The organism is Mycobacteroides saopaulense (assembly GCF_001456355.1).
Lineage (GTDB): Bacteria > Actinomycetota > Actinomycetes > Mycobacteriales > Mycobacteriaceae > Mycobacterium > Mycobacterium saopaulense.
The window spans coordinates 223,776-247,763 of record NZ_CP010271.1 but is presented as its reverse complement, the minus strand read 5'-3'; the positions used below and the strand labels follow the sequence as shown (position 1 = coordinate 247,763).

Genomic DNA, 23,988 nt, shown 5'->3' with positions numbered 1-23,988 from the left:
TGTCCCTACGATTCCTGAAAACAGGTTTCACACATTCTGGAGAATCACTGGGAATCAGCGCATCTCGGAGGTGACGGACAATCGCGCCGCTGGTTGCCGATACACCCGAGCCCTGTCAATAGTGCAGAAATGACGCGGGTTGTCCTGATCGTGCTGTGCGCGCTGCAGGTCACCATGCAGCTTTACGTGTGGATTCCGATCCACGATGTGGTGTCGTCGTCCTACGGCGGACAGAACATGACGCCCGCCCTCTCCGCGGCACTCTTCGGTTACGCCGCGGGATTCCTGCTGTTCGGTCCGATCACCGACAGGTTCGGTCGCCGGCGTGTACTGCTGGCCGGCGTGTCCGCCATGGCCATCTTGACCCTTCTGCTTCCGTTCGCCCCCACACCCGCGCTGTTCGGATTGCTCCGTGTGCTGCAGGGTTTCGCCGGCGGTGCGTTCTCGCCGTCGGCACTGAGCTACCTGGGAGAGGTACTGCCTCGGCGCACCGCGACCACCGCGATCGGCGCGGTGTCCACCGCGTATCTGATGGCCGGGGTGCTCGGACAGGTGCTGGCCTCGGTCGTCACGGACGCCTGGGGCTGGCAGTGGCTGTTCTGGGTCAGTGCGATCGGGCTCGCTGGCAATGTCGCCCTGTTGGCGGTGGTCATGCGCGAGGAGCCCAGCGGGGATTCCTCGGCGCGGGTGGTGTCCGGCTTCACCGCACAAGCCCGGCTCCTCACTCGCGCGGACATCGCGGTACCACTGGCCGCCGTCTTCGTGCTGATGCTGTCGTTCGTGGCGATGTACGCCAGCCTGGCAACACAGCTGGTGGATGCGTTGCATCTGCCCGAATCCATGGGCACCACCATTCGGCTGGCCGGCATCCCCGGGATGCTGGTGGCCCCGTTCGTGGGGTCATGGGTGGGCAAGGTCGGCACCGAGACCGGCGCGCTGGCCGGCTACGCGCTGGCCGCAGCGGGTCTGACGGTGGAGGCCCTCGGCGCCAACTCCATTCCAGTCATCATCATCGGCAGCAACATCTTCGTCGCCGGTATCGCCGTCGCCTCGACGGCCATGGTCACCATGTTCGGCGATAGGGCGGCGCCCCGGCGCGGGGCCGGTACCGCCCTGTACGGATTCACCGTCTTTCTCGGCGCCAGCTCCGCGCCGTACCTCGCACATGCCCTCGGATTCCGCCCGCTGCTGGGCCTGCTGGTGGCCGCTTTGGTCGGCGGCGCGGTGCTCGTGGCCAGCTCACGGCGTGCATCGGGGCCGGTCAAGGCGACGGTGGACATAGGCACCCAGCCCAGTCCGCTACCATGACCGACGGAGGATTCGCCTAGTGGCCTATGGCGCTCGCCTGGAACGCGGGTTGGGTTAATAGCCCTCAGGGGTTCAAATCCCCTATCCTCCGCCACTGCAGGACCGCATCAAGGAGGGCAATGGCTGCCGGACGCCGGACGGCGACCATCGTTCTGACCAGCAGCCATGCCGCTCTCTCCTTGATCGCGGGACTGCTTTTCTTTCTTTTCGTGCTGCCCCGCTGGCCCGAGTTGAACGGTGCCACCAGCCACGCCTTCGGTACCGCCATGCGCATCACCGCCGGTGTTCTGCTGGCGGCAGCGGGTATCCCGGCCCTCATGTCCTGGCGGCGGACCCGACGACCCGAGTTCGCGACGCCGCAGCTGGCGCTGACCTTGCGTGCGGCGGCCTTCACCGGCCACTTCCTGGCCGGAGCCTTGATTGTCGGCACGGCGGTCACCGAGATCTGGCTGAACCTGGATCGCTTCGGCATCTGGGAGTTCGGGGTGTACGGCGCCGCCGCGGCCATCGGGCTCCTGGCCTTCGCGGCCTATCCGCTGGCATTTGTGGCCGAGCTCCCCGAAAAGGAACGCAAGCCTCGGCCGGTCAAGACCAAGAAGAAAGTGGCCGAGGGCGCATCCGATACGGATACGGACGCGACCGACGAGACCGGAACGTCCGACGAGACCACGGCTGATGAGGAACCTGACGCCGCGGAGACAACCGAGACACCGGAAGAGTCCTCCGAGAAGCCCGAGGGTGAGGACGCACTCGAACCGGCCCGCGGCCTGCGGAACCGCCGCACCCGTCGTTCCTAGCTCGCGTCCTTGCCCCGCGCCGACAGGACCAGCACCGAACCGTCCTTGGGTGCGAAGGCCTTGACCTCCCAGCCGCCCTTGTCTGTCTTGGTGGACAGCATCCGGTCCAGCTCATCGCTGCGTTCGAACTGGGCCGCGGCGGGCACGCCGGTGTCGAGCGTCTTCCACAGCCGGGGTCGTGTTGCGAGCACCATGCTGGAACGGAAGGGCGCCACGTAAGCGGCCAGCTGTTGCGGCGGCATTTCGATGATTGCGTCTACCCAATATGTGGTGTCGGGCCCGGGCAGGGGTTCGTCGCTGAAGAACCCCTGCACCCATTCACCGGTCACCGGCTTGGGCAGCTTGGGGAACCGCTGCTCCAGCGGCTCGGAGTCATAGCGGATCGGCGACGCTCCGGTCTGTTGCGGTGTGTACGACGTCTGGGTGGACGTGGGTTCGTCCCACGACGAGCAGCCGCACAAGCTGAACATCAGCGTCGCAACAACCCACCGTTTCATTCCTGCACGGTACCGCCGCGCCGCGACGTGCTGGAGAGCACCCAAATCGCCACCGCAAAGAACAGCAACGGGTAGAGCCCGGTGTCGAATACCCGTTCCGCGCGGGACATGTGCGCGATGACGGCGTCCCATGCGGTGATGTAGGAACCGAAGTGGGGGTCGATCCTCATCGCGCGCACGTACAGCCCCCAGTACCACCACATGGACACGAGTGCCGCGATCACGGCGGTCACGGTTGCCCACCGCCAGCGCGCCGTGCCGACCGCAGTCATGATCTGGTTGACCAGCAGGACCATCAGCGGCACCGTCCACACCCAGTGGTGGGTCCAGGCCAGCGGCGACACAACACAGCCGACCATCCCGACGACGGTGACCGCCAACAGCTCTCGGCCCGCTTGGTGCGCACGCCACGCGGCCGCCATCCCCAGCAGCGCCGCGGCGCCCGCAAGCAGAACCCACAACCACGTCGGCATGGGTTGCGGCGTAGATATATTCGACAACATGCCGCCAATCGACGAGTTGGCCGGATGGTCCAACGAGCCGATGTGGCCGGTGGTGCGCACCGCACCCAACCAGTAGTCGGAGGAATCCGATGCCAACACGATCCACCCCCATGCCACGGTGCCGACCGCCGCGGTCACCGCCGCAATTGCCGCCCGCCACTGACGGGAAATCAACAGGTACGGGACGAAGATGACGGCGGTGAGCTTGACACCGGAAGCCACACCCACCGACCAGCCGCGCCAGCGGGCTCCCTGCGGCCGGGTGAGGTCCCAAATGATGATCGCAGCCAGTACAAGGTTGACCTGCCCCTGCCACAGGGTGCCGTGAATCGGCTGAATATCCCAGGCCACCAAGTTCATTCCCGCGCACGCGACGGCCAGGGGGCCATTGGCCGAGAATCCGAGAACGCGCCAGCACCGCCAGATGATGGCGAAGAGCGCCGACAGATTCACCAGGAACCAGATGATCTTCGCTGTACCCAGCGACACAAAACCCAACGGCGCGAACAGCATCGCCGCGAACGGGGTGTAGGTGAACCATCCCGCGTCCGGAATCTCCGTGGCGTACAACGGCTCGCCATGCAACACTCGCAGACCGCCGAACCGGTAGGTCATCAGATCGCCGCCGTTGCTAAACAACCCGAAGCTGTTCGGGGCATTCAGCGGTATCAGCCAATGCTGCAGCAGCACCGCGATGACCCCGGCCGCCAACCACGCGACAGCCGTCCGCCAGGACATGCTGCGGACTGTCACTACTGCTTCCTATCGGTATCCCGGGACGGCTGAACGCGTTTCGGTTCTCCCGGCATCTTCGGGTAGTTCGGCGGATAGGGCATATCGCCCAGTCCGTTGGCCTCGTCCCGTTCTACCATCTCAAGCAGCGGCTCGATCGACTGCGGTGCGTCGTCCATCTCGGCCATGGGGTCTGAGCGTTTCCGCAGCAGCCCGGGCACGGTCGCGATGGTGAGGTCGTCAGGTTCGGCATCGATGAGCTCGTCCCACGTCAGCGGGGTGGAGACGGTGGCGATCGGGGTGCGCCGCACCGAGTACGCCGACGCCATGGTGCGATCGCGCGCGTTCTGGTTGAAGTCGATGAAGATGCGCTCGCCGCGCTCCTCTTTCCACCAGGACGTGGTCACCTGCTTCGGTGCCCGTCGTTCCACCTCACGTGCCAGCGCGATGCCGGCCCGGCGCACCTCGATGAAGTCCCAACGGGCCTCGACGCGCAGATAGACGTGGATGCCGCGGCCGCCCGAGGTTTTCGGGTAGGCGACCAAGCCCAACTCGTGGAGCAACGGACGCAGCACATCGAGAGCCACCGCCTTGGCCTCGTCGAATCCGGTTCCCGGCTGTGGATCCAAGTCGATGCGCAGCTCGTCGGGGTGATCCAGATCGGGGTACCTGACCTGCCATGGGTGCAGGGTCACGGTGCCCATCTGCGCTGCCCATACGATGGCGGCGGGTTTGGTCACCCGCAGGACTTCTGCGGTTCGGCCCGACGGAAAGGTGACCTCGCAACTGTCCAGGTAGTCGGGATAGTGCTTGGGCAGCCGCTTTTGATAGATCTCTTCACCGTCTATGCCGTCGGGGAAACGCTGCAGATGCGTGGGCCGGTCGCGTAGCGCGTTCATCATCGGCCCGGCGGCAACGGTGCGGTAGTACTCGGCGAGGTGGCGCTTGGTGCCGCCGTCAGCCCCCAACTGGGGGAAATACACCTTGTCAGGGTTGCTCAGCCGGACGGCGATGCCGTCGACATCCAGTTCCTCGGCGGGCGTGGGCATTACCGTCATCATATGGGAATGGACCTGCCCGTCATGCCTCCTATCGCACCAATGCTCGCGAAACCTGTCGCGAAAATCCCCGCAGACGCCTCATATGAGCCCAAGTGGGATGGGTTCAGGTCGATCATCTTTCGGGATGGCGAGGAGGTGGAACTGGGCAGCCGCAACGAGAAGCCGCTGACCCGGTACTTTCCCGAGTTGGTCGCGGCGGTGCTGGCCGAGCTGCCGCAGCGGTGCGTGATCGACGGGGAGATCGTGATCGCCACCGAAGCCGGCCTGGATTTCGAGGCGCTACAGCAGCGGATCCACCCGGCCGATTCCCGGGTCCGTCTGCTGGCCGAGCAGACCCCCGCCTCGTTCGTCGCGTTCGACCTGCTGGCGCTGGACGACGCGGACTACACGGATCGGCCGTTCAGCGAGCGCCGCGCCGCGCTGACGGACGCGCTCTCGGGTGCCGGGACCTCGATACATCTGACCCCCGCCACCACCGATCAGGACACCGCCCAGCGCTGGTTCGAGGAGTTCGAGGGTGCCGGCACCGACGGCCTCATCGCCAAACCGTTGGCCATCGCCTATCAACCCGATAAGCGGGTGATGTTCAAGATCAAGCCGGAGCGAACCGCCGATTGCGTGGTCGCGGGATATCGGGTGCACAAGTCGGGTGACGACGCGATCGGATCGCTGCTGCTGGGCCTGTACCAGGACGATGGCGCACTCGCCTCGGTCGGCGTGATCGGGGCGTTCCCGATGGCCGAGCGTAAGCGGCTCTTCCAGGAACTGCAGCCGCTCGTCACGCCCCTGGAGGATCACCCCTGGAACTGGGCCGCCCATGAGGCCGGTGAGCGCACCCCGCAGAAGAACGCCGGCTCCCGCTGGAATGCCGGTAAAGACCTGTCATTTGTCGCACTGCGACCCGAGCGGGTGGTCGAGGTCCGCTACGACCACATGGAGGGGGTGCGGTTCCGTCACACCGCACAGTTCAACCGCTGGCGTCCGGACCGCGATCCGCGCTCGTGCACCTACGAGCAACTCGAACGGCCAATTGAGTTCAGTCTCAACGATATTGTTCCGGGCCTGGTGTGACGGGTGCGGGGCGATTCGCGCCGAGCCCGTCAGGCGACCTGCATGTAGGCAATCTACGCACGGCGCTGTTGGCGTGGCTACTCGCGCGGTCGAGCGGGCGCCGGTTCCTGATGCGGGTGGAGGATCTGGATACCCGCACCAGCGCCGAGGTGGCCGATCGCCAGCTGACGGATCTCGCCGCGATCGGTGTGCGGTGGGATGCACCGGTGATGTGGCAGTCCAACCGCACCGCCGCCTACCGCGACGCCATCGCATCGCTGGAATCTCGCGGACTACTCTACGAATGCTACTGCAGCAGAAAAGATATCGCCCAGGCTCCGACTGCACCACATTCCCCACCCGGAGCATACCCGGGCACCTGCCGCGACCTGTCGGAATCACAACGCGCAGAGCGCCGTCTGGACCGTTCTCAGCGCCCGCCCGCACTGCGGCTGCGCACACAGAACTCGCCCTGCACCGTGCAGGATCTGTTGCACGGTGAATACACCGGCCTGGTCGATGATTTCGTGGTCCGCCGCGGCGATGGCGTGACGGCCTACAACGTGGCAGTGGTGATCGACGACCACGCACAGGGCATTGACCAGGTGGTGCGCGGCGACGACCTCTTGGCCTCCACGCCGAGGCAGGCGTACTTGGCCACACTGCTGGGGTATCCGGTACCGACGTACGCCCATGTCCCGTTGGTGCTCAACACCGCAGGCGCACGGCTGGCCAAACGCGATGGGGCGGTGACCATCGCCGACCTGGGTGCACAACCCGCCTTCCGGTTGATCTGCGATTCACTGGGTTACGTGGCCACCGACGCCACCGACCTGCTGCAGCAGTTCGACGCGCGGCGCATCCCCCGTGAGCCTTGGATATACCCGGGCTGATCCGAAGAGGCCTGGGTTCCGGCCGAATCGTGTTAGCCTCCCGCAGTGTTTCGTGCCCTCGCGCTCGCACTTCTGACACTGCTGGCGGTAGCCGGTTGTGGGGGCCCGGCGCAAGAACCGCTGCGGGTCGGCACCGAGGGTGTGTATGCCCCGTTCAGCTTTCACGACGCGCGGACCGGGGAACTGACCGGCTACGACGTCGATGTCGCCCGTGCCGTGGGCGAGAAGCTAGGCCGCCCAGTAGAATTCGTCGAAATTCCCTGGGATGCGATCTTCGCCGGGTTGGACGCCGAGCGCTTCGATGTGGTGGCCAACCAGGTCACGATCACCCCCGAGCGCAGGGCCAAGTACGACCTGTCCACACCGTACGCGGTGGGTGAGGGCGTGATCGTCACGCGTGCCGGTGACAACACCATTCACAGTTTGGCCGATGTCCGGGGCAAGGTAGCCGCCGAGAACGCGACGAGCAACTGGTCGCAGATCGCCCGCGACGCCGGAGGTCGCGTGGAGGCGGTCGAGGGATTCACCCAATCCATCACGCTGCTGAGCCAGGGCCGGGTCGACGTCGTCATCAACGACAGCATCGCCGTCTACGCCTATTTGGCCAGCACCGGCGATCCTGCCGTGAAGATCGCGGGGACTACCGGTGAGCGCAGCGAACAGGGCTTCGCGGCCCGGAAGAACAGCGGGCTGCTGCCCGAGCTCAACAAGGCGTTGGATCAGCTCTCGGCCGACGGGACCTTGAGCCGCATATCCGAGAAGTACCTCAAGGCAGACGCCAGCGGTACGGCACAACCCGAAGCGGAGGCCCAGGGCAGATCCAACACCCAACTGGTGCTGGACAACCTGTGGCCGATGGCACGCGCGATGCTCACGGTCACCCTTCCGCTGACCGCCATCAGCTTCGCGATCGGACTGGTGATCGCCCTCGGGGTGGCACTGTCCCGCATGTCCGAACATCGGGCGATCTCCGGCCTCGCCCGGATCTACATCTCGATCATCCGGGGCACACCGCTGCTGCTTCAGTTGTTCCTGATCTTCTTCGCGCTGCCCGAGTTCGGTGTGAAGATCAGCCCGTTCCCGGCGGCCGTGATCGCGTTCAGCCTCAACGTCGGCGGCTATGCCGCGGAGATCATCCGATCGTCCATCCTGAGCATCCCGCGCGGACAGTGGGAGGCCGCCTCGAGCCTGGGCATGAGTTACAGCACCACGCTGTGGCGCATCGTGATTCCGCAGGCCAGCCGGGTCGCGGTGCCGCCGTTGTCGAATACGCTGATCTCGCTGGTCAAAGACACCTCGCTGGCCTCGGCGATCCTGGTGACCGACGTGATGCGCACCGCGCAGGTCGCGGCCGCACCGACCTTTCAGTTCTTCACGCTCTACGTCACCGCCGGCGTCTACTACTGGATCGTCTGCATGGCGATGTCGGTGGTGCAGGACCGGCTGGAACAGCGTCTGGAGAAATCCGTCGCGCGCTAGCCGATGCTCACCGGAAGGTCGGTCAGCCCGCGCAGCGTGACATTCGGCTTGTAGCTGGGCTCGCCGAGGAGCCGCGCCCCAGGGAACCGGGCGGTGATCGAACTCAACGCCAACTTGGTCTCCAGCCGGGCCAGCGGCGCGCCCAGACAGAAGTGCGGTCCGTGCCCGAAGGCCAGGTGCTTGATCTCGGCGCGGTCGGGATCGAAGACCTCAAGGTCCGGACCGACCTCTGGATCGCGTTGGGCGGCCGCGAGCATCAACAGCACCCACTCGCCGTGGGGCAGCGTGAAGTCACGAACCTGCATGTCGCCCTCGGCAACCCGGGCCACCATGTGTACCGGCGGGTCGTAACGCAGCGTCTCTTCGATGACCTGTGGTGCGCGATCAGCGTTGTTTCCCAGCAGTTTCCACTGGTGGGGTGCACGCAGCATCGCCAACGAGGCGTTGGCGATCAGGTTGACCGTGGTCTCGTGGCCGGCGATGAGCAGCAGGGTGCAGGTGGAGATGATCTCTTCTTCGGTGAGCTGATCACCGCCCTCTTCCACCTGAATCAGCGCGGACAGCAGGTCATCACCCAGGTTCCGGCGGCGGGCGGCGATGAGGTCGATGAAGTAGTCCCACATCCAGTGGCTCGCCCTGATGCGTTCGTCCATGTTCCCGGCGGCCTGCCCGGTGAAGGCGAACACCGGATCTAATCCCTGGCCGAGAAGTGCTGAGGCCCTGCCGAATTCAGGCTCATCTTCGATCGGCACGCCCAGCATGCGGCAGATCACCGCGACGGGCAACGGATAGGCAAAATCGGTGACCAGGTTGAAGGTGCCGCGCCGGGCGATGTCGTCCAGCAGCCGGTCCACGAGCGCCTGGATATCCTCGGCCATCGCGTTGATGACCTTGGGCGCGAATGCCTTTGAGGCAAGCTTGCGTAGCCGGGTGTGATCGGGTGCATCCAGTCCCAAGAAGGAGGGCCTGGCGATCAGGTTGGGGTTCTGCATGAGCTGCCGCTGGACGATCTTCGACTTGCGGCGATCCGAGGACGCCTGCGGATGGCGCAGCACGGCATTGCAGTCGGCGAAGGTCGCCAGCACGCTCACTCCCATGCCAGGCGGGTGCACCGGCCCGTGCTGTGTCTGCTCGACCAGCTGCCGGTACACCGGATACGGATTCGCACGATTGGCCGGGTCGAGCACCTGAAGCAAGAGCGTGCCCGGGTCGGTCGTAGTAGGCATCTGTTCAGTGTGCGCCCGGATGCTGAGATCTGCCTTAATTCCGCTCAGCGGTAGTAGCGGCCCAGGGTGTCTTCCCGCAGCTCCTCGAAGCGGCCGTCCACGATGCTGGCACGGATGCGGTCGACCAGGCCGATAGTGAAGCGCTCGTTGTGGATGGTGGCCAGTGTCGAGGCCAGGATCTCCTTGGCCTTGAACAGGTGGTGCATGTAGGCCCGGGTGTAGTGCGTGCAGGTGTAGCAGTCGCATTCGGCGTCGATGGGGGTGAAGTCCCGGCGGTACCTGGCACCGGTGATGTTCACGCGGCCGTCTCGGGTGTAGACGGCGGCATTGCGCGCGACCCGCGAGGGGGACACGCAGTCGAAGGTGTCCGCACCGGCGGCGACCGCAGCAAAGAGATCGTCGGGCTCACTGATCCCAAGCAGGTGTCGCGGCTTGTGTTCGGGCAGTTCGGATGTCACCCAGCCGACGATGGTGCCCAGGTTCTGCTTCTCCAGCGCGCCGCCGATCCCGTAGCCGTCGAAACCCCGACCTTCCTCGCTGGCAAGGGTTTCCAGCCCACGTGCCGCCTGACGACGAAGATCCTCGTACTGCGCGCCCTGCACCACCCCGAACAAGGCCTGATACGGCTTGTCGGCGCGCTCACGGGTGAGCTTCTCGTGTTCGTCGAGACAACGCTGCGCCCACTCGTGGGTGCGCTGCACCGAATCCTCTTGGTACTCGCGGGTGTTGATCAGTGTGGTGAGCTCGTCGAAGGCGAACATGATGTCGGCGCCGAGCTGGTGCTGGATCCGCATGGACACTTCGGGGGTGAACCGATGCGTGGACCCGTCCAAATGTGAGGTGAAGGTGACGCCCTCGTCGTCGACGTGGGCAAGCTTGTCCTTACCGGCGACCACATGGTTGTCTGCGCGCGCCCGGTCGACCTCCATCGCCATCACCTTGCGTGCGCCGGACCCCAGTGAGAGCACCTGGAACCCGCCGCTGTCGGTGAATGTGGGACCGGGCCAGTTCATGAAGGCTCCCAGGCCACCGGCCTCGTCGACGATGTCGGGGCCCGGCTGCAGGTACAGGTGGTAGGCATTGGCGAGGACGGCCTGCGCCCCGAGCGCGGCCATGGTTTCCGGCAGCACCGCCTTGACGGTGGCCTTGGTCCCGACGGCGATGAAGGCCGGGGTCTGGATATCGCCGTGCGGGGTGTGGATGACGCCGGCCCGTCCCGCGGTGCCGGGCAGGGTCGCATCGATGGAGAAATACGGGTCAGTCATTTGGGGATATTTTGCCTGGGCGCGTCGCGGCCCTGAGTCGTAGGCTCAGGTCATGACATCGACGTCGGATCTTCTCGCGCTGGAACATGGCACCACCACGCAGGAGGCACTGACCTTCTTCGACAATCTGGAGCCGGTGCGCGCAGAGGAGTTGATCGGTCAGCGATGGCACGGGGGCGAGGTGCCGACCGGGCATTCGATGGACGGCATCCTCACCGTCTCCGGCTGGTACGGCAAGCAATTCGATGACGTGGACCACGTGCATCCGCTGCTGTTCAGCGACGGGGGCGGCGACATCTTCGCGGTCGATCCGATGCTGGCGCCGATGGGGCTGGCGGGCCGGATCAGCGGGTTGACCGAGTCCCCGATGGTCAAGCGGACCTCACCGACAGCCCTGTCCGCGCTCAAGCCGCTGATCAGGACAAATAAGCACCGCGCCCGGCTACGCAACATCGAGTTCCGCGGCGCCGTCAGCGCTGCCATGGTCTACGACCACAAGGCGATCATCGACCACTTCCGCAAGGTCGATGACGCGACGCTGCTGGGCATCATGGATCTGCGCGACATGGACCAGCCGTACTTCTTCACCTTGCGCCGAGACTGACGCGTGCTGACGACCGTCTAAGCTGCCCGGGTGAGGGCGCCGAAATGATCTTGTTTGAACGATCTTTCGCACATTCACCGCAACAGGTCTGGCAGGAAATGGTCGATCCCGATCTGTGGTCACTGCAGACCAGCGGGTTCCGGCCGGTGGTCGGTTGCAAGTACCGCATTACGCACCCGGCGATCATGGGCACCCGGTTATTGGGCACCGGTGAGTGCACCGTTGTCGCCGCCGATCCGGGCGCTCTGCTGGCAGTCGAGTTCGTGGGTGCGGTACGCGAGGGTGACCCCGCTCGCTGGACCATCGGCCATGGCCTCACCGCCACAGACGGCGGCGGCACCGACCTCACCACGTATCTCGACGGGGTTGATATCAACGATCACTCCGAGAAGGTGCTGATGCGTGTGGTGGTCGACAGCACCGCGCGGTCGCTGCACGTGTTGGCGGAACGGTTGTGCGGCCATAAAAATACCCCCTGAGCTGTATTAACAGTCAGGGGGTAATGGCGGTGGCGGAGGGATTTGAACCCTCGGACGGGGGTTACCCGTCACACGCTTTCGAGGCGTGCTCCTTAGGCCGCTCGGACACGCCACCGCCGAGAAGACTACAGGCAGCACGCCCCTATCCCCCAATCGGTTGACCCGGCGACCGGCGGCAACGCAGGTCTTCCATATGCGTGATTCCGCATAGCTGACAGAAAACTCCCAGCTCGCTCTACGAATTCAGCGGCGTGGCTCCAAGGATGGTGGCTTTTCATAATCCTTGTGCAGGTTCTCGTTGGCCTCGCAGCATCCGCCTCGTCGGGGCGGGCGGATGCTGCCGGCCATCAACACCCAGCGGGAATCGGCACCAGAGAGATCGACACCATCACATGTGGAGGCCCTGACCGATGAAAATTCTCGTGGGAATCGCAGCATCCGCGGCCATCGCGGCCGGCGGACTCGGGTTGGCGGCGACCGCCAACGCGGCGCCGACACTGCCCGCCCCCACCTATCACTGGTGCCCCGGCGAGTTCTGGAACCCGATTTGGGGATTCAACTGGGAATTCGGCGAATGCCACGACGACTGGCATCGCGACCGTGACGGCGACTGGCACGACCGCGACTGGCACGGCGATCGAGGCGACTGGCATGACCATGATCGTGGCGGCGACTGGCGCGGCCATGACCGCGACTGGCGGCCCTAGCCCTCTCGTCGAGAACCACTGCACCCGCCGGACGCGTATCGGCGGGTGCAGTGGTTTGCCATGTGTCAATACAGATCGACGTAAGCCAATCGCCACATCAACGAAATTTATTATCTGACAGCAGATTTACAGCGCTCTGTACGCGAGGAAGCGGTTCTTTGACAGCATCGAATGTTTCGCTTATCGTGTGAAAATCCTCTACGGCATTGCCGCATCCGCTGCCATCGCCGCGAGCGGGCTCGGGTTGGCCGCGACGGCCAACGCGGCTCCCGCTCCGGCTCTACCCTCCGCGCCCACCTACCACTGGTGCCCCGGTGAATTCTGGAATCCGATCTGGGGATTCAACATGAACTGGGGTGAATGCCACGCCGACGGCATTCTGGACCGCGACCGTCCTGACGACTGGCGCGGCGATGACGGCCGCTGGCGCAACAACGGCCCCGGCCCGGGTGACAACCGCGGACCTGATCGTGGGCCGGACCGTGGACCTGATCGTGGGCCGGACCGTGGACCTGATCGTGGGCCGGACCGCGGGCCCGGTAACGACTGGCGCCGCTAAACCTCCCGAATCGGCCCGTCCGGCGTGCGACCCCGACCCCTCGCCTGCGCCGGGCGGGCCCCTACCTTTTCGCCGCGAAGAATTCTTCGAGCAGCGCCGCGCACTCCTGCTCAAGCACGCCGCCGCGCACCTCCGGGCGGTGTGCCTGACGCCGGTCCCGCACCACATCCCACAGCGAGCCCACGGCACCGGTTTTGGGCTCCCAGGCCCCGAACACCACCCGGCCTACCCGCGCCAGAACCAATGCTCCGGCGCACATGGTGCACGGCTCCACGGTCACTGCGAGCGTCGCACCCTCCAGCCGCCAGCCGTCGCCATGTTTCGCGGCGGCCTCTCGCAGCGCGAGAACCTCGGCATGCGCGGTCGGATCACCAAGGCGCTCACGCGCATTGGCGGCGCGGGCCAGTTCGGTTCCGTCTGCGGCGAAAATCACCGCGCCGATCGGCACATCGTCCACACCGGCATCCCCGGCAGCCTCGAGTGCCGCGCGAATCAGCGCCTCGTCGTCCGGGAAACTCACCGATCCAGCTTGTCGAGCACCGCACCGAACTCGTCGGCGAAGCCCATCCTGGCCGCGATCATGCCGAGCTGCTCATCGGGGTAGAGGTCGGTCTCACTGAGGATCACGCTCAGCACCGGCTCCGGTAGACCGATGTCGGAGAGCAGGCCCAGATCGCCTTCCTCCCACGGATCGACCTCGTCGAGCTCATCGGAATCGAGCTCCGGGACAGGGACATTCAGCCGGTCCAACACCTCGGCGGCGATGTCGTAGTCGATGGCCGCCGTCGCGTCGGAAATCAGCAGGTGCGTTCCCGAAGGCGCCGGCCGGATGATGATGAAGAATTCCTCGTCAACATCCAACAGGCCGAAGACCGCACCGGCGCTGCGCAATTCACGCAGCTCGGTTTCGGCCGCGGCCAAATCGGTGAGTGCCGTTGCCTTCAGCGATGTCAACCGCCAGCGGCCTTCTTCGCGCACGACGGCCACACCGAAGCCCTCAAGGCTCTCGGCACTGGGCCCTACGGCCTTTGCGCGCTGTGCATCCATGGGCAATACGGTAATGCCACACCCCGTGTTGTGACCACAAAGAAGTTGGTCACGTATGACAACCTGAACCTGTGAACGCCGCCGAACACGACCACCAACGCCCTCCGATCTGCGTACTTGGCCTCGGACTCATCGGCGGCTCCCTCGTTCGCGCGGCCAGCGCGGCGGGCCGACACGTCTGGGGATACAACCGCTCGGCCGACGGCGCCGACGCCGCCAGGGCTGCCGGTTTCGATGCCACCACCGATCTGGATCTGGCACTGCGGCGTGCCCGTAACGCGCAGGCACTCATCGTGCTGGCGGTGCCGGTCCCAGCCCTGCCCGCGCTGCTCACCCGCATCGCGGAGCTGGCCCCGGAGTGCCCGCTCACCGACGTCACCAGCGTGAAATCCGCTGTACTGCAGGAAGTATCCGAGCACGGCCTGGCACAGCGATTCGTCGGCGGCCATCCCATGACGGGGACAACGGAATCGGGCTGGGACGCAGGAGACGCGAAGCTCTTCCGCGATGCGACCTGGGTGGTCAGCGTCGACGACGACGTCGACCCGCAGGTGTTCGCACAGGTGGCCCGGCTGGCTCTGGACTGCGGATCCGTCGTGGTTCCGGCGCGCTCAGATGAGCACGACGCGGCCGCGGCAGCCATCTCGCACCTGCCACATCTGCTTGCCGAGGCTCTCGCCGTGACCGCCGACGGAGTTCCGCTGGCCTACTCGCTGGCTGCCGGGTCGTTCCGGGACGGCACCCGGGTTGCCGCCACCGATCCCTCACTGGTGCGCGCGATGTGCGAGTCGAACCCGCACGGGGTGCTGCCGGCCCTGGAAGAGGCCATGACCCTGCTGGCAGCGACGTGGAACACCCTCAATGCCGAGAACTCGGTGGAGCTGCTGGTGGAGGCCGGTTACGCCGCGCGCCAGCGGTACGAGGCACACGAACGGTTCGACATCACAGGCATCAGCCGCCAGGACGCCGATTGGCGTGAACAGCTGGCCGAGGCGGGCCGCCAGGGCGGCGTACTGCGGATGGTGCCCTAGATCCGGATGGCCAGCCCGGGGTATTCCAGCAGGAATCCCTCGTCGTCGACGGTGACCGTGGTATCGGCGACCGGCGAGACCACCTTGATGCCCTTGCCGTCATTGCGGTAGCTGATGGTGGCGGGGCTGACCACCAGATCCGGCAGGGTTACGTAGACCACGGGCAGCACCGCGCTGCCTTCCTGCTGATACAGGCCGGTCCGGCGGATCGGCAGCGCATTGAAGAAGGGGCTGAAGACCACGTCGACGTCCAGCGCACCGTCGAATGCGGAGCGCTTCGCGCCCTCGTGGTTCTGTACCGTCCACATGCCCTCTTCGTCGCGGGCGATCGACAGCTGCCGTTCCCGCTCGGCGACGGTGGTGGACAGCGACAACCGGTTCGTGGAGCCGGTCTCGTCGGTCACCAGGTCGTAGGAGGCGCTGAACGCCGGGTGCGCATCGGAGGCGCCGGCCACAAAACGGCCGTGCGCACGGATGCGCCGGCCCGATAGTTGGACCCGCGTCGACTCCATGCGCGAGGCGTCATGGGCGCGCCAGGTCAGCACGGCAGGTCCGGTCGCCGCGTCGGTCTGGCTGGGGTTACTCACCCGTCTACCGTAGGCGACCGCGCAAATGGAGCCCGCGTTAGCCCTGAATGCCCCGATCAGTCCCGCTTGCGCGCCACGTAGAGCAGGTACTCCCACTCCATCACCAAATGTCGGTCGCCGCGATCGTGCCGTCGGGCCAGCTCCACAAGCGCCTCGTCGAGTTCGGCGGTCTTGGCTGCATCGTCTGCGATACCGGCGTAGACGGCGATCGTCGGTCCGTAGCAGGCCTTGAAGAAGTCGCGGAACTGCTCTGCGGTGGCGAATCGGTCCACGGTCAGCATCCGCCGCTGCACGGTGACTTCGACGGCCCGGCCCGCCAGCAACGCCCGGACATGATCCGGCTCGCCCCACAGCGGGGGCGGCCCGGCACCCGGCGGCGGAGTGGGCGCGAACGGTTTCATGGTCGCGAACATCTGCCCGATGAAGCCCTGCGGCGTCCAGTTGATGAGCCCGACGGTTCCGCCCGGTCTACAGACACGGATCAGCTCGTCGGCACTGTCCTGGTGACGCGGAGCGAACATCACCCCGACACAGGACACCACCGCATCGAACTCGTTCTCGTCGAAGGGAAGCGCCTGCGCGTCCGCCACCTGCCAGTCGATATCCGCCCCGACCCGACCGGCCGCCGCACGCCCCGCCTCCAGCAGCTCGGGCGTGATGTCGGAAGCCACCACCGTCGCCCCGGCGTTCGCCGCCGGAATCGCCACATTCCCGGATCCGGCCGCGACATCCAGCACCCGCATGCCGGACACGATGCCCGACTCTTCAACGAGCACCGGACCAAGCGACGCGATCACCTCGGAGGCCACGGCCGCATAATTGCCCAATGCCCACAGCGAAACTCTTTGGGCTGTTTCTGTGTTCATGCCTGTAGACGGTAGGAAGATCGCGCCACCGCTGGCTAGTACAAGATCTGTACTAGGGCTGTTCACGACGACGTCGGCGGCCTACCGTTCATCCATGGGTGCGTCGTATTACCAATTCTGCCCCGTCGCCAAGGCGATGGAGCTGCTCGACGAGCGCTGGACACTTCTGATTGTGCGCGAATTACTCTTGGGCAGTGAGCATTTCAACGACATACGGCGTGGCGTGCCGCGCATGTCGCCGACTCTGCTCTCCAAGAGACTGGACCGGCTGGTGCGGGCCGGCATCGCCGAACGGCACGGCAATCGGTACATGCCCACCGCCGCCGGCAGCGAGCTCCGGCCCGTGGTCGAGATGTTGAGCCAGTGGGGAATCCGGTGGATCGGCGAGATCGGGGACGAGGACCTGGACCCGAAACTGCTGCTCTGGGACATGCGTCGCCATGTCATCGGCAGCGCGGTTCCCGAGGGCCGTACCGTGCTGCACTTCCATTTCGACGACGTGACCCCCGACAAGCGGCACTGGTGGCTGATCATCACCCCCGAGGCCGCCGATCTCTGCGATGCCGACCCGGGGTTCGAAATCGGCGTGGACGTAGCAGCCCGGCTGCGCAGCCTGACCCGCGTGTGGCGCGGCGACTCCACATGGTCGGAGGTGATGAGATCCGGTGAGGTGTCGTTCAGCGGGCCATCAGGTTTGTGCCGCGGCGTGCCGAGCTGGTTCGACCCGCCCCTCTACGCCGGCGTCGCGCGCCCCTGAATCGCCGACGAGATCTCGCGGTACCGGTCGCAGCCGTCCGGTACCCGGGACCGACAGCCATACCGCCAGGGCCAGGACGGCATCGAGCAGCAGGGCGAGCGCGGTCACCATGAGGGCACCGACCAGTGCCAGATGGAACTGCCGCACCTTGATGCCGTCGATGAGATACCGACCGAGCCCGCCCAGGCTGGCGTAGGCGGCGACGGTCGCGGTCGCGACGACTTGCAGGGTCGCCGTACGCAGCCCGGACAGGATGAGCGGCAGCGCGTTGGGCAGCTCGACACCGAACAGCACTTGGCGCTGTGTCATCCCCATGGCGCGTGCGGCCTCCACCACGGTGCGGTCCACGTTCGCGATGCCCGAATAGGTTCCCGCCAACAGCGGCGGCACGCCCAGCAGCAGCAGCGCGACGGTCGGAGGCACCAGGCCCAGGCCCCACAGCAGCACGCCTAACAGCAGTACACCCAGTGTCGGCAGCGCGCGGAGGGCGTTCACCGCACTGACCACCAGGAAGGTTCCGCGCCCGGTGTGCCCGATGAGCAGACCAATCGGCACCGCGATGACGACCGCGGCCAGGACGGCGATCACCGTGTACTGCAGATGTTCCCCGATCCGCATGCCCAGGCCGCTGCTGCCCGTCCAGTTGGATGCGGTGAAGATGTAGCCCAGCGCATCGGAGAGAAAGTTCATACGGCACCAACGGCTTTCGTCGCCCTGGTCCACGGCGTGGCCGCGCGGCCCAGGATGACCAGGAGCGAGTCCACGATCACGGCCAGCAGAAAGATCGCGACAATGCCAGCGACGATCTGGCTGCTCTTGTTGGCCTGGTACCCCTCGGTGAACCAGGTGCCCAGGCCGCCGATGCCGATCACCGAACCCACCGACACCATCGAAATATTGGTGACCGCCACAACTCTCAGGCCCGCCACCAAGACCGGTATGGACAGCGGCAACTCAACACGGACAAGACGGGCCAGCGAGCGGTATCCCACCGCCGTCGCGGCGTCGCGTATCTGCGGCGCGATGGCGTCGAGCGCCTCGGGCACCGCTCGGATCAGCAGCGCCGTGGTGTACAGCGTCAGCGCGACCATCACGTTGGCCTCGTCGAGTATCCGGGTCGGGATGATCAGCGGTAACGCCACGAACAGAGCCAGCGAGGGGATGGTGAACACGATGCTGGCGATCACCGTCGTCACCCGCCGTACGGTTCGGCGCCGGTGAATCATTGCACCGCAGGGGATCGCGATGGCCAGGCCGATGAGAATCGGTACCAGCGACAGCCGCAGGTGGATCAGTGTCAGCTCCCAGGCGTCGCCGAGGTGCGTGAAAAGATAGCGCATGTCAGCGATGCCCGTTACGGCGCTGGCGGTCCAGTGCGATCAGCACGTCGTCGCCGCGAACACCGCCGCGCACCCGGCCTTCCTCGTCGGTGGCCACACCCAGGCCCGACGGCGAGGACAGCGCGGCATCGAGCGCCTGCCGCAGAGTCCCGTCCGGACCGAACAACGACCCGCCCGCGATCACACTGTCGTACAACGATTTCCCGGACCGATAGACGTCTACGCCGGCATCGTCCATCCACCCGAACGGTGTGCCGTCCGGGTTGCAGACAAGCACCCAGTCACCCGGTGCGATGATCGCGGTGGGCACCTCGGTTTCGGTGATCTGCCTGATCGCGTGCAGCGGCACCTCTCCCGCCTCCCGAAACTGCAGCCCGCGATATCCGCGGTCGCGCCCGATGAATCCGGCAACGAAATCGCTTGCCGGATTGGATAACACACGCTCGGGCTCGTCGTATTGCTGCAGGACGCCACCGGGTCCGAAGACCGCGACCTTGTCGCCCAGCTTGACCGCCTCGTCGATATCGTGCGTGACGAAGACGATGGTCTTGTTGAGCTCGGCCTGGAGCCGCTGCATCTCGGCCTGGAGATCGTCGCGCACATTGGGGTCGACGGCACTGAACGGTTCGTCCATCAACAGGATCGGCGGGTCGGCGGCCAGGGCCCGTGCCACGCCGACACGTTGTTGTTGTCCTCCCGAGAGCTGCGCCGGATACCGGGTGGCCAACTTCGGATCGAGCCCCACCCGCTCCAATACCTCGAGGGCGGCCTTGCGTGCGGTGCGACGGGATTCACCGCGCAACACGGGAACCGTCGCCACGTTGTCGACAACCCGCTGGTGCGGCATGAGACCGGCGTTCTGAATGACGTATCCGATGCCCAAGCGCAATTTCACCGGATCCACGGTCCGCACGTCCGCCCCGTCGACGGTCAGGACACCCGAGGTCGGGTCGGTCATCCTGTTGATCATCCGCATCGAGGTGGTCTTGCCGCAGCCGGAAGGCCCCACGAACACCGTGAACGATCCCTTGTCGACATGCATGTTGAGGTCGTCGACCGCCGTGGTCCCATCAGGATATCGCTTGGTGACGTTCTCGAAGGTGATCACGCGATCAGTTCCCTATCGGTTTGTCGAAACCCTTGTCCGCCAGCCATTTCTGCGCCACTTCCTTGGGATCGCCGCCGTTGTTGCCGGACACGGCGGCGTTGAGCCTGGTCAGGTCCTCGGTGCTCAATCGCGCCGACAGCGCGTCGAGCACCTTCTTCAACTTTTCGGACTTCTTCTGCGCGTTGACCAACGGCACCAGGTTGCCGGCCGGGAAGGTGAACTTGGGATCGTCCAGCACCACCAGATCGTGCTCGGCGATGGCCGGCGAGGTGCTGAAGATGTTGGCCGCGGTGATGGTCCCGTCCACCAATGCCCTGACCGTGGCCGGGCCGCCGCCATCGCTGATGGCCACGAATCGCGACTCCGGGATGTCCAGTCCGTAATTGGCCTTGAGCCCGGCCAGTCCGACACTTCTATGCAGGAACTCCGAGGGCGCCCCGACCTTCACTTCCCCCGAGTGCGCGGCCAGGTCCGCGATGGAGCGCAGATTCCACTTGTCCGCAGTGGCTCTGGTGACACTCAGCGTGTCGGCATCCGATGCCGGAGAGGGAGCCAGGATGTCCAGGTCGCCATCCAGCTTGCGCAGCAGTGCCAGCTCGACATCGTCGGGCTTGGTAGCGGTGGCCTCCGGGTCGAAGTAGCGCAACAGATTTCCGGTGTAATCGCCGATGAGGTCGATCGAATGGTCCTTGACCGCCGGGATGTAGGTCTCGCGGCTACCGATGCCCAGCTGTTTGGTGATCTCAAAGCCGTTGGTCTGCAATATCTGCGCGTACAGCTCGGCCACGATCTTCGATTCGGGAAAGTCGGCCGAGCCGACGATCAGCGTGTTGAGGTCGCCCGAAAGCGGGCCTCCGCCCAGGGGATTGGCGCTTCCGCAGCCGCTGAAGAAAACCGCCGCCATGACGGCAGCGAGCAGTCGTACGGCCCTGCGCATCCTCCGACAGTAACCGGGCAACGGCCGTACCGCCCGGCTTTACCGTCAGGAAGATTCCGGTGGCTAACCAGATGAGTCGGTGGGCGTGGTGTTCTCCCCCGGCTGCGCCAGCAGCTCTGGCAAATATTTGATGACGGCCTCCGCCTGCTCGTCGGGCAGCAGTTGGCGCGCGAGGACGTTCGCCCCGACGATCATCAGCATGGTGGCGTTGGCTCGATCCTGCGCCTCCCGCTGACCGACCTCCGGGCGCTGTGCGCGCATCACCTGCGACAGCAGGTCGGCACCGGTGGCCCCGAAGCTCGCCCACATGGCCTGCCCCAATTCCGGATCGACGCGCATCTGACCGAGCAGCGCAGGGGCCGCCGCGATGACATCCGGACGCTCGAACAGTTCAGCTGTGTACGAGCAGGATTGGCGGACCCATTCGTCGACCCCGGCGGCGGCGCTCATCTCCGGCGTGGGGGCGGTCCAGCCGAACACCGCCTCGAACACCAGGTGTGCACGGGACGGCCATCGTCGATACAGCGCGGGCTTGCCGACACCGGCACGCTCGGCGATCGCAACCATGGTGGTGGCCTCCCACCCCTGCTCCACCAAAAGCTCACGCGCAGCAGCAAGCGCCTTGACGTCGATACCGGAGCTACGGCGGCGGCCCCGGAGCCGCGACGCCGGCGACATCGCACCCCTGCCCACAGGCAACTCGTCGGTACTCATTGCAAATATCGTAACACTGTGTAACGTTGAGGCGTGGGTCACAGACAGAAGGGCAGCCGATGACGGGACTTCTTTCCGGAAAAACGGTGGTGATATCCGGTGTGGGCACCGGGTTGGGCCGCGAGGTCGCACTCAAGGCACATCAGGACGGCGCGAACGTGGTACTCGGCGCTCGCACCCGGGAAAACCTCGAGAAGCTCGCCGCCGAGCTGGACAGCACGGGCGGTACCGCCACCTGGGCAGTCACCGATATCAACGATGCGCAGGCCTGCCAGGGCCTGGTCGAGACCGCCGTCGAGAAGTTCGGCGCAGTGGACGCATTGGTGAATGTCGCGGCCAAGGAAGACGTGTTCGGCGGTATCGAGGGCGCGGATCTGGCGCAGTGGCAGGCGATGCTCAACACCAACGTCGTCGGCACCCTCCAGCTCGTCCAGGCCGCCGTCCCGGAACTGAAGAAGAACGGCGGATCGGTGGTCTTCATCGGCTCGCAGTCGGCCTTCCACCCGCAGCTGCCGCAATCGGCATACGCGACGTCCAAGGGAGCGCTGCAGAACGCGATGTACCAGCTGGCGAAGGAGCTGGGGCCACACAAGATTCGTCTCAACATGGTGGTGCCGACCTGGATGTACGGGCCGCCCATCCAGCTGTACATCGGCCTTGTCGCCCAGCAGCGCGGTATCACCGAGGACGAGGTGCTGGCAGAACTGACAGCCAAGTTCCCCTTGGGTGAGATGCCCGCCGATGAGGACGTCGCCGACGCGGTGGTGTTCTTCGCCTCCGACAGGGCCCGGATGGTGACCGGGCAGACCTTGTTCGTAAATGGTGGTGAGTTTTTCCGGTGAGCGCTTACGCGAAGAGAGTGGACAGAGCATGAGTGACAAGTATCCCGTCATCGTTTGGGGCACAGGGGTTGTCGGCAAGCTGGTTATCCGCGAGCTGTTGGACCATCCGGTGTTCGAACTAGCCGCGGTGCTGGTACACGATCCCGCCAAGGACGGGGTGGACGTCGGCACCCTGGTCAACAGCCACCCGATCGGGCTGGCGGCCACCACCGATATCGACGCCGCGTTGGGCACCGACGGTACGGTCGCGTACTTCGGGCCGACGGCGCAGTACGCGCTGGAGAACATCGACAACATGTCCCGGGCACTGCGCAGCGGACACAACATCGTCTCCACCGCGATGACGCCCTGGGTGTATCCGCAGGTATGCCCGCCCGAGATGCTGACCGACATCAAGCAAGCCTGTGAGGACGGTCAGACCTCCTGTTTCACCACCGGCATCGACCCCGGCTTCGCCAACGACCTGTTTCCGATGACCCTGCTCGGCGTGGGCGGACGGGTGGATTCGGTTCTGGTGCAAGAGCTTCTGGATTATCAGTATTACAACGGCGATTTCAGCACGCCGATGGGACTGGGTGCGCCCATGGACCAACCCGCCGTGTTGGAGATTCCCGAGGTGCTGGTTCTGGCCTGGGGCCATACCATCCCCATGATCGCCGACGCGGTCGGGGTGAAGCTGGACAAGATCGATACCGTCTACGAGAAGTGGTCCACCCCAACCGAGATCGCCTATGGCGCCGCACCCAACACCGGCACCATCGAGGCGGGTCATTGCGCCGCCGTGCGCTTCGAGATTCGCGGCTGGGTGGGCGGTAAGCCCAAGATCGTCATCGAGCACGTCAACCGGATCACCAACGACGCCGCGCCGCACTGGCCCAGGGCGCAATCCGTCGACAACGATGCCTACCGCATCGAAATCAAGGGCAGCCCCAATATCACGCAGGAGACCGTATTCCGGGACGAGCGCTCCGGCGACGGTGCGATCGGCGGCTGCCTGGCTACCGGAATGCGGGCGATCAACGCGATACCGGCGGTCATCGACGCTAAGCCGGGATTCCTCACACCCCTGGATTTGCCGTTGATCGCGGGCAGGGGCACTATCCGCGCCTGACCTGGGCCGAGTGCCGACTTTTCGCGGCGTTTGTTCGACCTTTTCCGTGAAAAGTCGGCCTTCGGCGCTTGCAATCAGCGCCCATGTAGCAAATGATAAGTCCATGACCAGTGACCCCGGTACGACACCGGACTCTCCGGTTGCCGACTCATCGACCGAAATCCCCGTCGGGGAGCAGCCTCCACTACCCGCCAAGTCCGAGTCCACCAAGCCCAAGAAGAAAGAGGACGCGGTAACGCGGACTCGGGCGGCGGCAACGTGGACCGGCGTCATCCTCGGCCTGCTCATCCTGATTCTGCTGCTGATCTTCATTACGCAGAACATGAACACGGTGACGACGACCTTCCTGGTCTGGCATCTCAATCTGCCGCTGGGCGTGACGGTGCTCATCGCCGCCGTCGCGGGTGCGCTGCTGACCGCCCTGGTCGGCATCGTGCGCATCGTGCAGCTGCGGCGCGCGGCGAAGAAGAACCTCAAGGCCTGATCTC

The 23,988-nt window shown here is 65.5% G+C and carries 28 protein-coding genes and 2 tRNA genes; 15 read left to right on the top strand and 15 right to left on the bottom strand.

Annotation, left to right across the window (positions count from 1 at the left end):
* Positions 1-129 precede the first annotated feature (129 nt).
* The 3 genes from MYCSP_RS01255 to MYCSP_RS01245 all read left to right on the top strand — a co-directional run bounded on the left by MYCSP_RS01255 (position 130) and on the right by MYCSP_RS01245 (position 2,105).
* Positions 130-1,308, top strand: a complete 1,179-nt coding sequence (locus tag MYCSP_RS01255; RefSeq protein ID WP_088413042.1) for an MFS transporter — start codon at positions 130-132, stop codon at positions 1,306-1,308.
* Between the two features lie 5 nt (positions 1,309-1,313).
* Positions 1,314-1,402, top strand: a tRNA-Ser gene (locus tag MYCSP_RS01250).
* A 25-nt stretch (positions 1,403-1,427) separates the two neighbouring features.
* Positions 1,428-2,105 carry a hypothetical protein gene (locus MYCSP_RS01245; protein WP_088413041.1) on the top strand — a complete coding sequence of 226 codons (678 nt, stop codon included), beginning with the start codon at positions 1,428-1,430 and terminating at the stop codon, positions 2,103-2,105.
* On the opposite strand, the gene MYCSP_RS01240 is transcribed toward MYCSP_RS01245, so the two are convergent.
* Genes MYCSP_RS01240 through ligD form a run of 3 tightly spaced genes read right to left on the bottom strand, consistent with a single transcriptional unit; the run spans position 2,102 to position 4,886 of the window.
* Positions 2,102-2,602, bottom strand: a complete 501-nt coding sequence (locus tag MYCSP_RS01240; RefSeq protein WP_070912230.1) for a hypothetical protein — start codon at positions 2,600-2,602, stop codon at positions 2,102-2,104. The two genes, MYCSP_RS01245 and MYCSP_RS01240, sit on opposite strands and share 4 nt — an antisense overlap.
* Positions 2,599-3,858 (bottom strand): glycosyltransferase 87 family protein, encoded by a 1,260-nt coding sequence (locus MYCSP_RS01235; RefSeq protein WP_070912229.1) that lies wholly within the window; start codon positions 3,856-3,858, stop codon positions 2,599-2,601. The genes MYCSP_RS01240 and MYCSP_RS01235 overlap by 4 nt, the downstream gene beginning before the upstream one ends.
* Positions 3,858-4,886: a non-homologous end-joining DNA ligase gene (gene ligD / locus MYCSP_RS01230; protein WP_070912473.1), complete on the bottom strand. Its 1,029-nt coding sequence runs from the start codon at positions 4,884-4,886 to the stop codon at positions 3,858-3,860. Before ligD ends, MYCSP_RS01235 begins: the two co-directional genes overlap by 1 nt.
* 18 nt (positions 4,887-4,904) lie before the next feature.
* Between ligD and MYCSP_RS01225 the strand changes: the two genes are divergently transcribed.
* Genes MYCSP_RS01225 through MYCSP_RS01215 form a run of 3 tightly spaced genes read left to right on the top strand, consistent with a single transcriptional unit; the run spans position 4,905 to position 8,320 of the window.
* On the top strand, positions 4,905-5,969 hold the full coding sequence (locus tag MYCSP_RS01225; RefSeq protein ID WP_088413040.1) for an ATP-dependent DNA ligase: 1,065 nt from the start codon (positions 4,905-4,907) through the stop codon (positions 5,967-5,969).
* Positions 5,966-6,841 carry a tRNA glutamyl-Q(34) synthetase GluQRS gene (gluQRS, locus tag MYCSP_RS01220; RefSeq protein WP_070912228.1) on the top strand — a complete coding sequence of 292 codons (876 nt, stop codon included), beginning with the start codon at positions 5,966-5,968 and terminating at the stop codon, positions 6,839-6,841. The genes MYCSP_RS01225 and gluQRS overlap by 4 nt, the downstream gene beginning before the upstream one ends.
* Before the next feature lie 45 nt (positions 6,842-6,886).
* Positions 6,887-8,320 carry an ABC transporter permease subunit gene (locus tag MYCSP_RS01215; RefSeq protein WP_088413039.1) on the top strand — a complete coding sequence of 478 codons (1,434 nt, stop codon included), beginning with the start codon at positions 6,887-6,889 and terminating at the stop codon, positions 8,318-8,320.
* Here the strand turns inward: MYCSP_RS01215 and MYCSP_RS01210 are convergent.
* Together MYCSP_RS01210 and tgt are read right to left on the bottom strand one after the other, a co-directional pair.
* On the bottom strand, positions 8,317-9,546 hold the full coding sequence (locus tag MYCSP_RS01210) for a cytochrome P450 (RefSeq protein WP_083015253.1): 1,230 nt from the start codon (positions 9,544-9,546) through the stop codon (positions 8,317-8,319). The two genes, MYCSP_RS01215 and MYCSP_RS01210, sit on opposite strands and share 4 nt — an antisense overlap.
* Before the next feature lie 44 nt (positions 9,547-9,590).
* On the bottom strand, positions 9,591-10,811 hold the full coding sequence (tgt, locus tag MYCSP_RS01205; RefSeq protein ID WP_083015257.1) for a tRNA guanosine(34) transglycosylase Tgt: 1,221 nt from the start codon (positions 10,809-10,811) through the stop codon (positions 9,591-9,593).
* Between the two features lie 52 nt (positions 10,812-10,863).
* Between tgt and MYCSP_RS01200 the strand changes: the two genes are divergently transcribed.
* Entirely contained in the window at positions 10,864-11,415 is a 552-nt protein-coding gene (locus MYCSP_RS01200) for a DUF4334 domain-containing protein (RefSeq protein ID WP_070912225.1), read from the top strand.
* Between the two features lie 98 nt (positions 11,416-11,513).
* Complete coding sequence (locus tag MYCSP_RS01195; protein ID WP_235629510.1) at positions 11,514-11,894, top strand: hypothetical protein; 381 nt, start codon at positions 11,514-11,516, stop codon at positions 11,892-11,894.
* Between the two features lie 24 nt (positions 11,895-11,918).
* Here the strand turns inward: MYCSP_RS01195 and MYCSP_RS01190 are convergent.
* Positions 11,919-12,009 (bottom strand) — tRNA-Ser (locus MYCSP_RS01190).
* 295 nt (positions 12,010-12,304) lie between these two features.
* On the opposite strand from MYCSP_RS01190, the gene MYCSP_RS01185 reads away from it, so the two are divergent.
* Together MYCSP_RS01185 and MYCSP_RS01180 are read left to right on the top strand one after the other, a co-directional pair.
* Entirely contained in the window at positions 12,305-12,601 is a 297-nt protein-coding gene (locus tag MYCSP_RS01185; RefSeq protein ID WP_083015264.1) for a hypothetical protein, read from the top strand.
* Between the two features lie 187 nt (positions 12,602-12,788).
* Positions 12,789-13,160, top strand: coding sequence for a hypothetical protein (locus MYCSP_RS01180; RefSeq protein WP_088413038.1), 372 nt, complete (start codon positions 12,789-12,791; stop codon positions 13,158-13,160).
* 61 nt (positions 13,161-13,221) lie between these two features.
* Here MYCSP_RS01180 and MYCSP_RS01175 read toward each other — a convergent pair whose 3' ends face one another.
* Positions 13,222-13,680 (bottom strand): nucleoside deaminase, encoded by a 459-nt coding sequence (locus tag MYCSP_RS01175; RefSeq protein WP_070912222.1) that lies wholly within the window; start codon positions 13,678-13,680, stop codon positions 13,222-13,224.
* Positions 13,677-14,207 (bottom strand): tRNA adenosine deaminase-associated protein, encoded by a 531-nt coding sequence (locus MYCSP_RS01170; RefSeq protein WP_070912221.1) that lies wholly within the window; start codon positions 14,205-14,207, stop codon positions 13,677-13,679. Before MYCSP_RS01170 ends, MYCSP_RS01175 begins: the two co-directional genes overlap by 4 nt.
* Positions 14,208-14,278: 71 nt before the next feature.
* On the opposite strand from MYCSP_RS01170, the gene MYCSP_RS01165 reads away from it, so the two are divergent.
* Positions 14,279-15,238, top strand: coding sequence for a prephenate dehydrogenase (locus tag MYCSP_RS01165; protein WP_083015267.1), 960 nt, complete (start codon positions 14,279-14,281; stop codon positions 15,236-15,238).
* Here MYCSP_RS01165 and MYCSP_RS01160 read toward each other — a convergent pair.
* Together MYCSP_RS01160 and MYCSP_RS01155 are read right to left on the bottom strand one after the other, a co-directional pair.
* Complete coding sequence (locus MYCSP_RS01160) at positions 15,235-15,783, bottom strand: putative glycolipid-binding domain-containing protein (RefSeq protein ID WP_083015391.1); 549 nt, start codon at positions 15,781-15,783, stop codon at positions 15,235-15,237. The two genes, MYCSP_RS01165 and MYCSP_RS01160, sit on opposite strands and share 4 nt — an antisense overlap.
* 98 nt (positions 15,784-15,881) lie before the next feature.
* Positions 15,882-16,691, bottom strand: coding sequence for a class I SAM-dependent methyltransferase (locus tag MYCSP_RS01155; protein WP_083015271.1), 810 nt, complete (start codon positions 16,689-16,691; stop codon positions 15,882-15,884).
* 94 nt (positions 16,692-16,785) lie between these two features.
* Between MYCSP_RS01155 and MYCSP_RS01150 the strand changes: the two genes are divergently transcribed.
* Entirely contained in the window at positions 16,786-17,448 is a 663-nt protein-coding gene (locus MYCSP_RS01150; RefSeq protein WP_083015274.1) for a winged helix-turn-helix transcriptional regulator, read from the top strand.
* Here the strand turns inward: MYCSP_RS01150 and MYCSP_RS01145 are convergent.
* The 5 genes from MYCSP_RS01145 to MYCSP_RS01125 all read right to left on the bottom strand — a co-directional run bounded on the left by MYCSP_RS01145 (position 17,380) and on the right by MYCSP_RS01125 (position 21,547).
* A complete protein-coding gene (locus MYCSP_RS01145; RefSeq protein ID WP_083015277.1) occupies positions 17,380-18,138 on the bottom strand; it encodes an ABC transporter permease in 759 nt (252 codons plus the stop codon). The two genes, MYCSP_RS01150 and MYCSP_RS01145, sit on opposite strands and share 69 nt — an antisense overlap.
* Positions 18,135-18,788 (bottom strand): ABC transporter permease, encoded by a 654-nt coding sequence (locus tag MYCSP_RS01140; protein ID WP_083015281.1) that lies wholly within the window; start codon positions 18,786-18,788, stop codon positions 18,135-18,137. The genes MYCSP_RS01145 and MYCSP_RS01140 overlap by 4 nt, the downstream gene beginning before the upstream one ends.
* Before the next feature lies 1 nt (position 18,789).
* Positions 18,790-19,896: an ABC transporter ATP-binding protein gene (locus MYCSP_RS01135; RefSeq protein ID WP_070912214.1), complete on the bottom strand. Its 1,107-nt coding sequence runs from the start codon at positions 19,894-19,896 to the stop codon at positions 18,790-18,792.
* A 4-nt stretch (positions 19,897-19,900) separates the two neighbouring features.
* The gene (locus MYCSP_RS01130) at positions 19,901-20,833 is read right to left on the bottom strand and encodes an ABC transporter substrate-binding protein (RefSeq protein ID WP_083015285.1); all 933 of its coding nucleotides are present in this window, start codon (positions 20,831-20,833) and stop codon (positions 19,901-19,903) included.
* Between the two features lie 63 nt (positions 20,834-20,896).
* Complete coding sequence (locus MYCSP_RS01125; RefSeq protein ID WP_083015289.1) at positions 20,897-21,547, bottom strand: TetR/AcrR family transcriptional regulator; 651 nt, start codon at positions 21,545-21,547, stop codon at positions 20,897-20,899.
* 59 nt (positions 21,548-21,606) lie between these two features.
* Between MYCSP_RS01125 and MYCSP_RS01120 the strand changes: the two genes are divergently transcribed.
* From MYCSP_RS01120 to MYCSP_RS01110, 3 genes are all read left to right on the top strand, one after another.
* Positions 21,607-22,389 carry an SDR family oxidoreductase gene (locus tag MYCSP_RS01120; protein ID WP_088413036.1) on the top strand — a complete coding sequence of 261 codons (783 nt, stop codon included), beginning with the start codon at positions 21,607-21,609 and terminating at the stop codon, positions 22,387-22,389.
* Entirely contained in the window at positions 22,367-23,500 is a 1,134-nt protein-coding gene (locus MYCSP_RS01115) for an NAD(P)H-dependent amine dehydrogenase family protein (protein ID WP_083015296.1), read from the top strand. The genes MYCSP_RS01120 and MYCSP_RS01115 overlap by 23 nt, the downstream gene beginning before the upstream one ends.
* 103 nt (positions 23,501-23,603) lie before the next feature.
* Positions 23,604-23,984 carry a LapA family protein gene (locus MYCSP_RS01110; protein ID WP_070912209.1) on the top strand — a complete coding sequence of 127 codons (381 nt, stop codon included), beginning with the start codon at positions 23,604-23,606 and terminating at the stop codon, positions 23,982-23,984.
* Positions 23,985-23,988: the final 4 nt, after the last annotated feature.

Bases quoted from the DNA above. Each gene is read 5' to 3' on its own strand.
- MYCSP_RS01255 (WP_088413042.1), top strand. From the start codon at position 130: ATGACGCGGGTTGTCCTGATCGTGCTGTGCGCGCTGCAGGTCACCATG.
- MYCSP_RS01245 (WP_088413041.1), top strand. From the start codon at position 1,428: ATGGCTGCCGGACGCCGGACGGCGACCATCGTTCTGACCAGCAGCCAT.
- MYCSP_RS01240 (WP_070912230.1), bottom strand. From the start codon at position 2,602: ATGAAACGGTGGGTTGTTGCGACGCTGATGTTCAGCTTGTGCGGCTGC.
- ligD (WP_070912473.1), bottom strand. From the start codon at position 4,886: ATGCCCACGCCCGCCGAGGAACTGGATGTCGACGGCATCGCCGTCCGG.
- MYCSP_RS01225 (WP_088413040.1), top strand. From the start codon at position 4,905: ATGGACCTGCCCGTCATGCCTCCTATCGCACCAATGCTCGCGAAACCT.
- MYCSP_RS01210 (WP_083015253.1), bottom strand. From the start codon at position 9,546: ATGCCTACTACGACCGACCCGGGCACGCTCTTGCTTCAGGTGCTCGAC.
- tgt (WP_083015257.1), bottom strand. From the start codon at position 10,811: ATGACTGACCCGTATTTCTCCATCGATGCGACCCTGCCCGGCACCGCG.
- MYCSP_RS01200 (WP_070912225.1), top strand. From the start codon at position 10,864: ATGACATCGACGTCGGATCTTCTCGCGCTGGAACATGGCACCACCACG.
- MYCSP_RS01195 (WP_235629510.1), top strand. From the start codon at position 11,514: ATGGTCGATCCCGATCTGTGGTCACTGCAGACCAGCGGGTTCCGGCCG.
- MYCSP_RS01185 (WP_083015264.1), top strand. From the start codon at position 12,305: ATGAAAATTCTCGTGGGAATCGCAGCATCCGCGGCCATCGCGGCCGGC.
- MYCSP_RS01170 (WP_070912221.1), bottom strand. From the start codon at position 14,207: ATGGATGCACAGCGCGCAAAGGCCGTAGGGCCCAGTGCCGAGAGCCTT.
- MYCSP_RS01155 (WP_083015271.1), bottom strand. From the start codon at position 16,691: ATGAACACAGAAACAGCCCAAAGAGTTTCGCTGTGGGCATTGGGCAAT.
- MYCSP_RS01150 (WP_083015274.1), top strand. From the start codon at position 16,786: ATGGGTGCGTCGTATTACCAATTCTGCCCCGTCGCCAAGGCGATGGAG.
- MYCSP_RS01145 (WP_083015277.1), bottom strand. From the start codon at position 18,138: ATGAACTTTCTCTCCGATGCGCTGGGCTACATCTTCACCGCATCCAAC.
- MYCSP_RS01140 (WP_083015281.1), bottom strand. From the start codon at position 18,788: ATGCGCTATCTTTTCACGCACCTCGGCGACGCCTGGGAGCTGACACTG.
- MYCSP_RS01130 (WP_083015285.1), bottom strand. From the start codon at position 20,833: ATGCGCAGGGCCGTACGACTGCTCGCTGCCGTCATGGCGGCGGTTTTC.
- MYCSP_RS01125 (WP_083015289.1), bottom strand. From the start codon at position 21,547: ATGAGTACCGACGAGTTGCCTGTGGGCAGGGGTGCGATGTCGCCGGCG.
- MYCSP_RS01120 (WP_088413036.1), top strand. From the start codon at position 21,607: ATGACGGGACTTCTTTCCGGAAAAACGGTGGTGATATCCGGTGTGGGC.
- MYCSP_RS01115 (WP_083015296.1), top strand. From the start codon at position 22,367: ATGGTGGTGAGTTTTTCCGGTGAGCGCTTACGCGAAGAGAGTGGACAG.
- MYCSP_RS01110 (WP_070912209.1), top strand. From the start codon at position 23,604: ATGACCAGTGACCCCGGTACGACACCGGACTCTCCGGTTGCCGACTCA.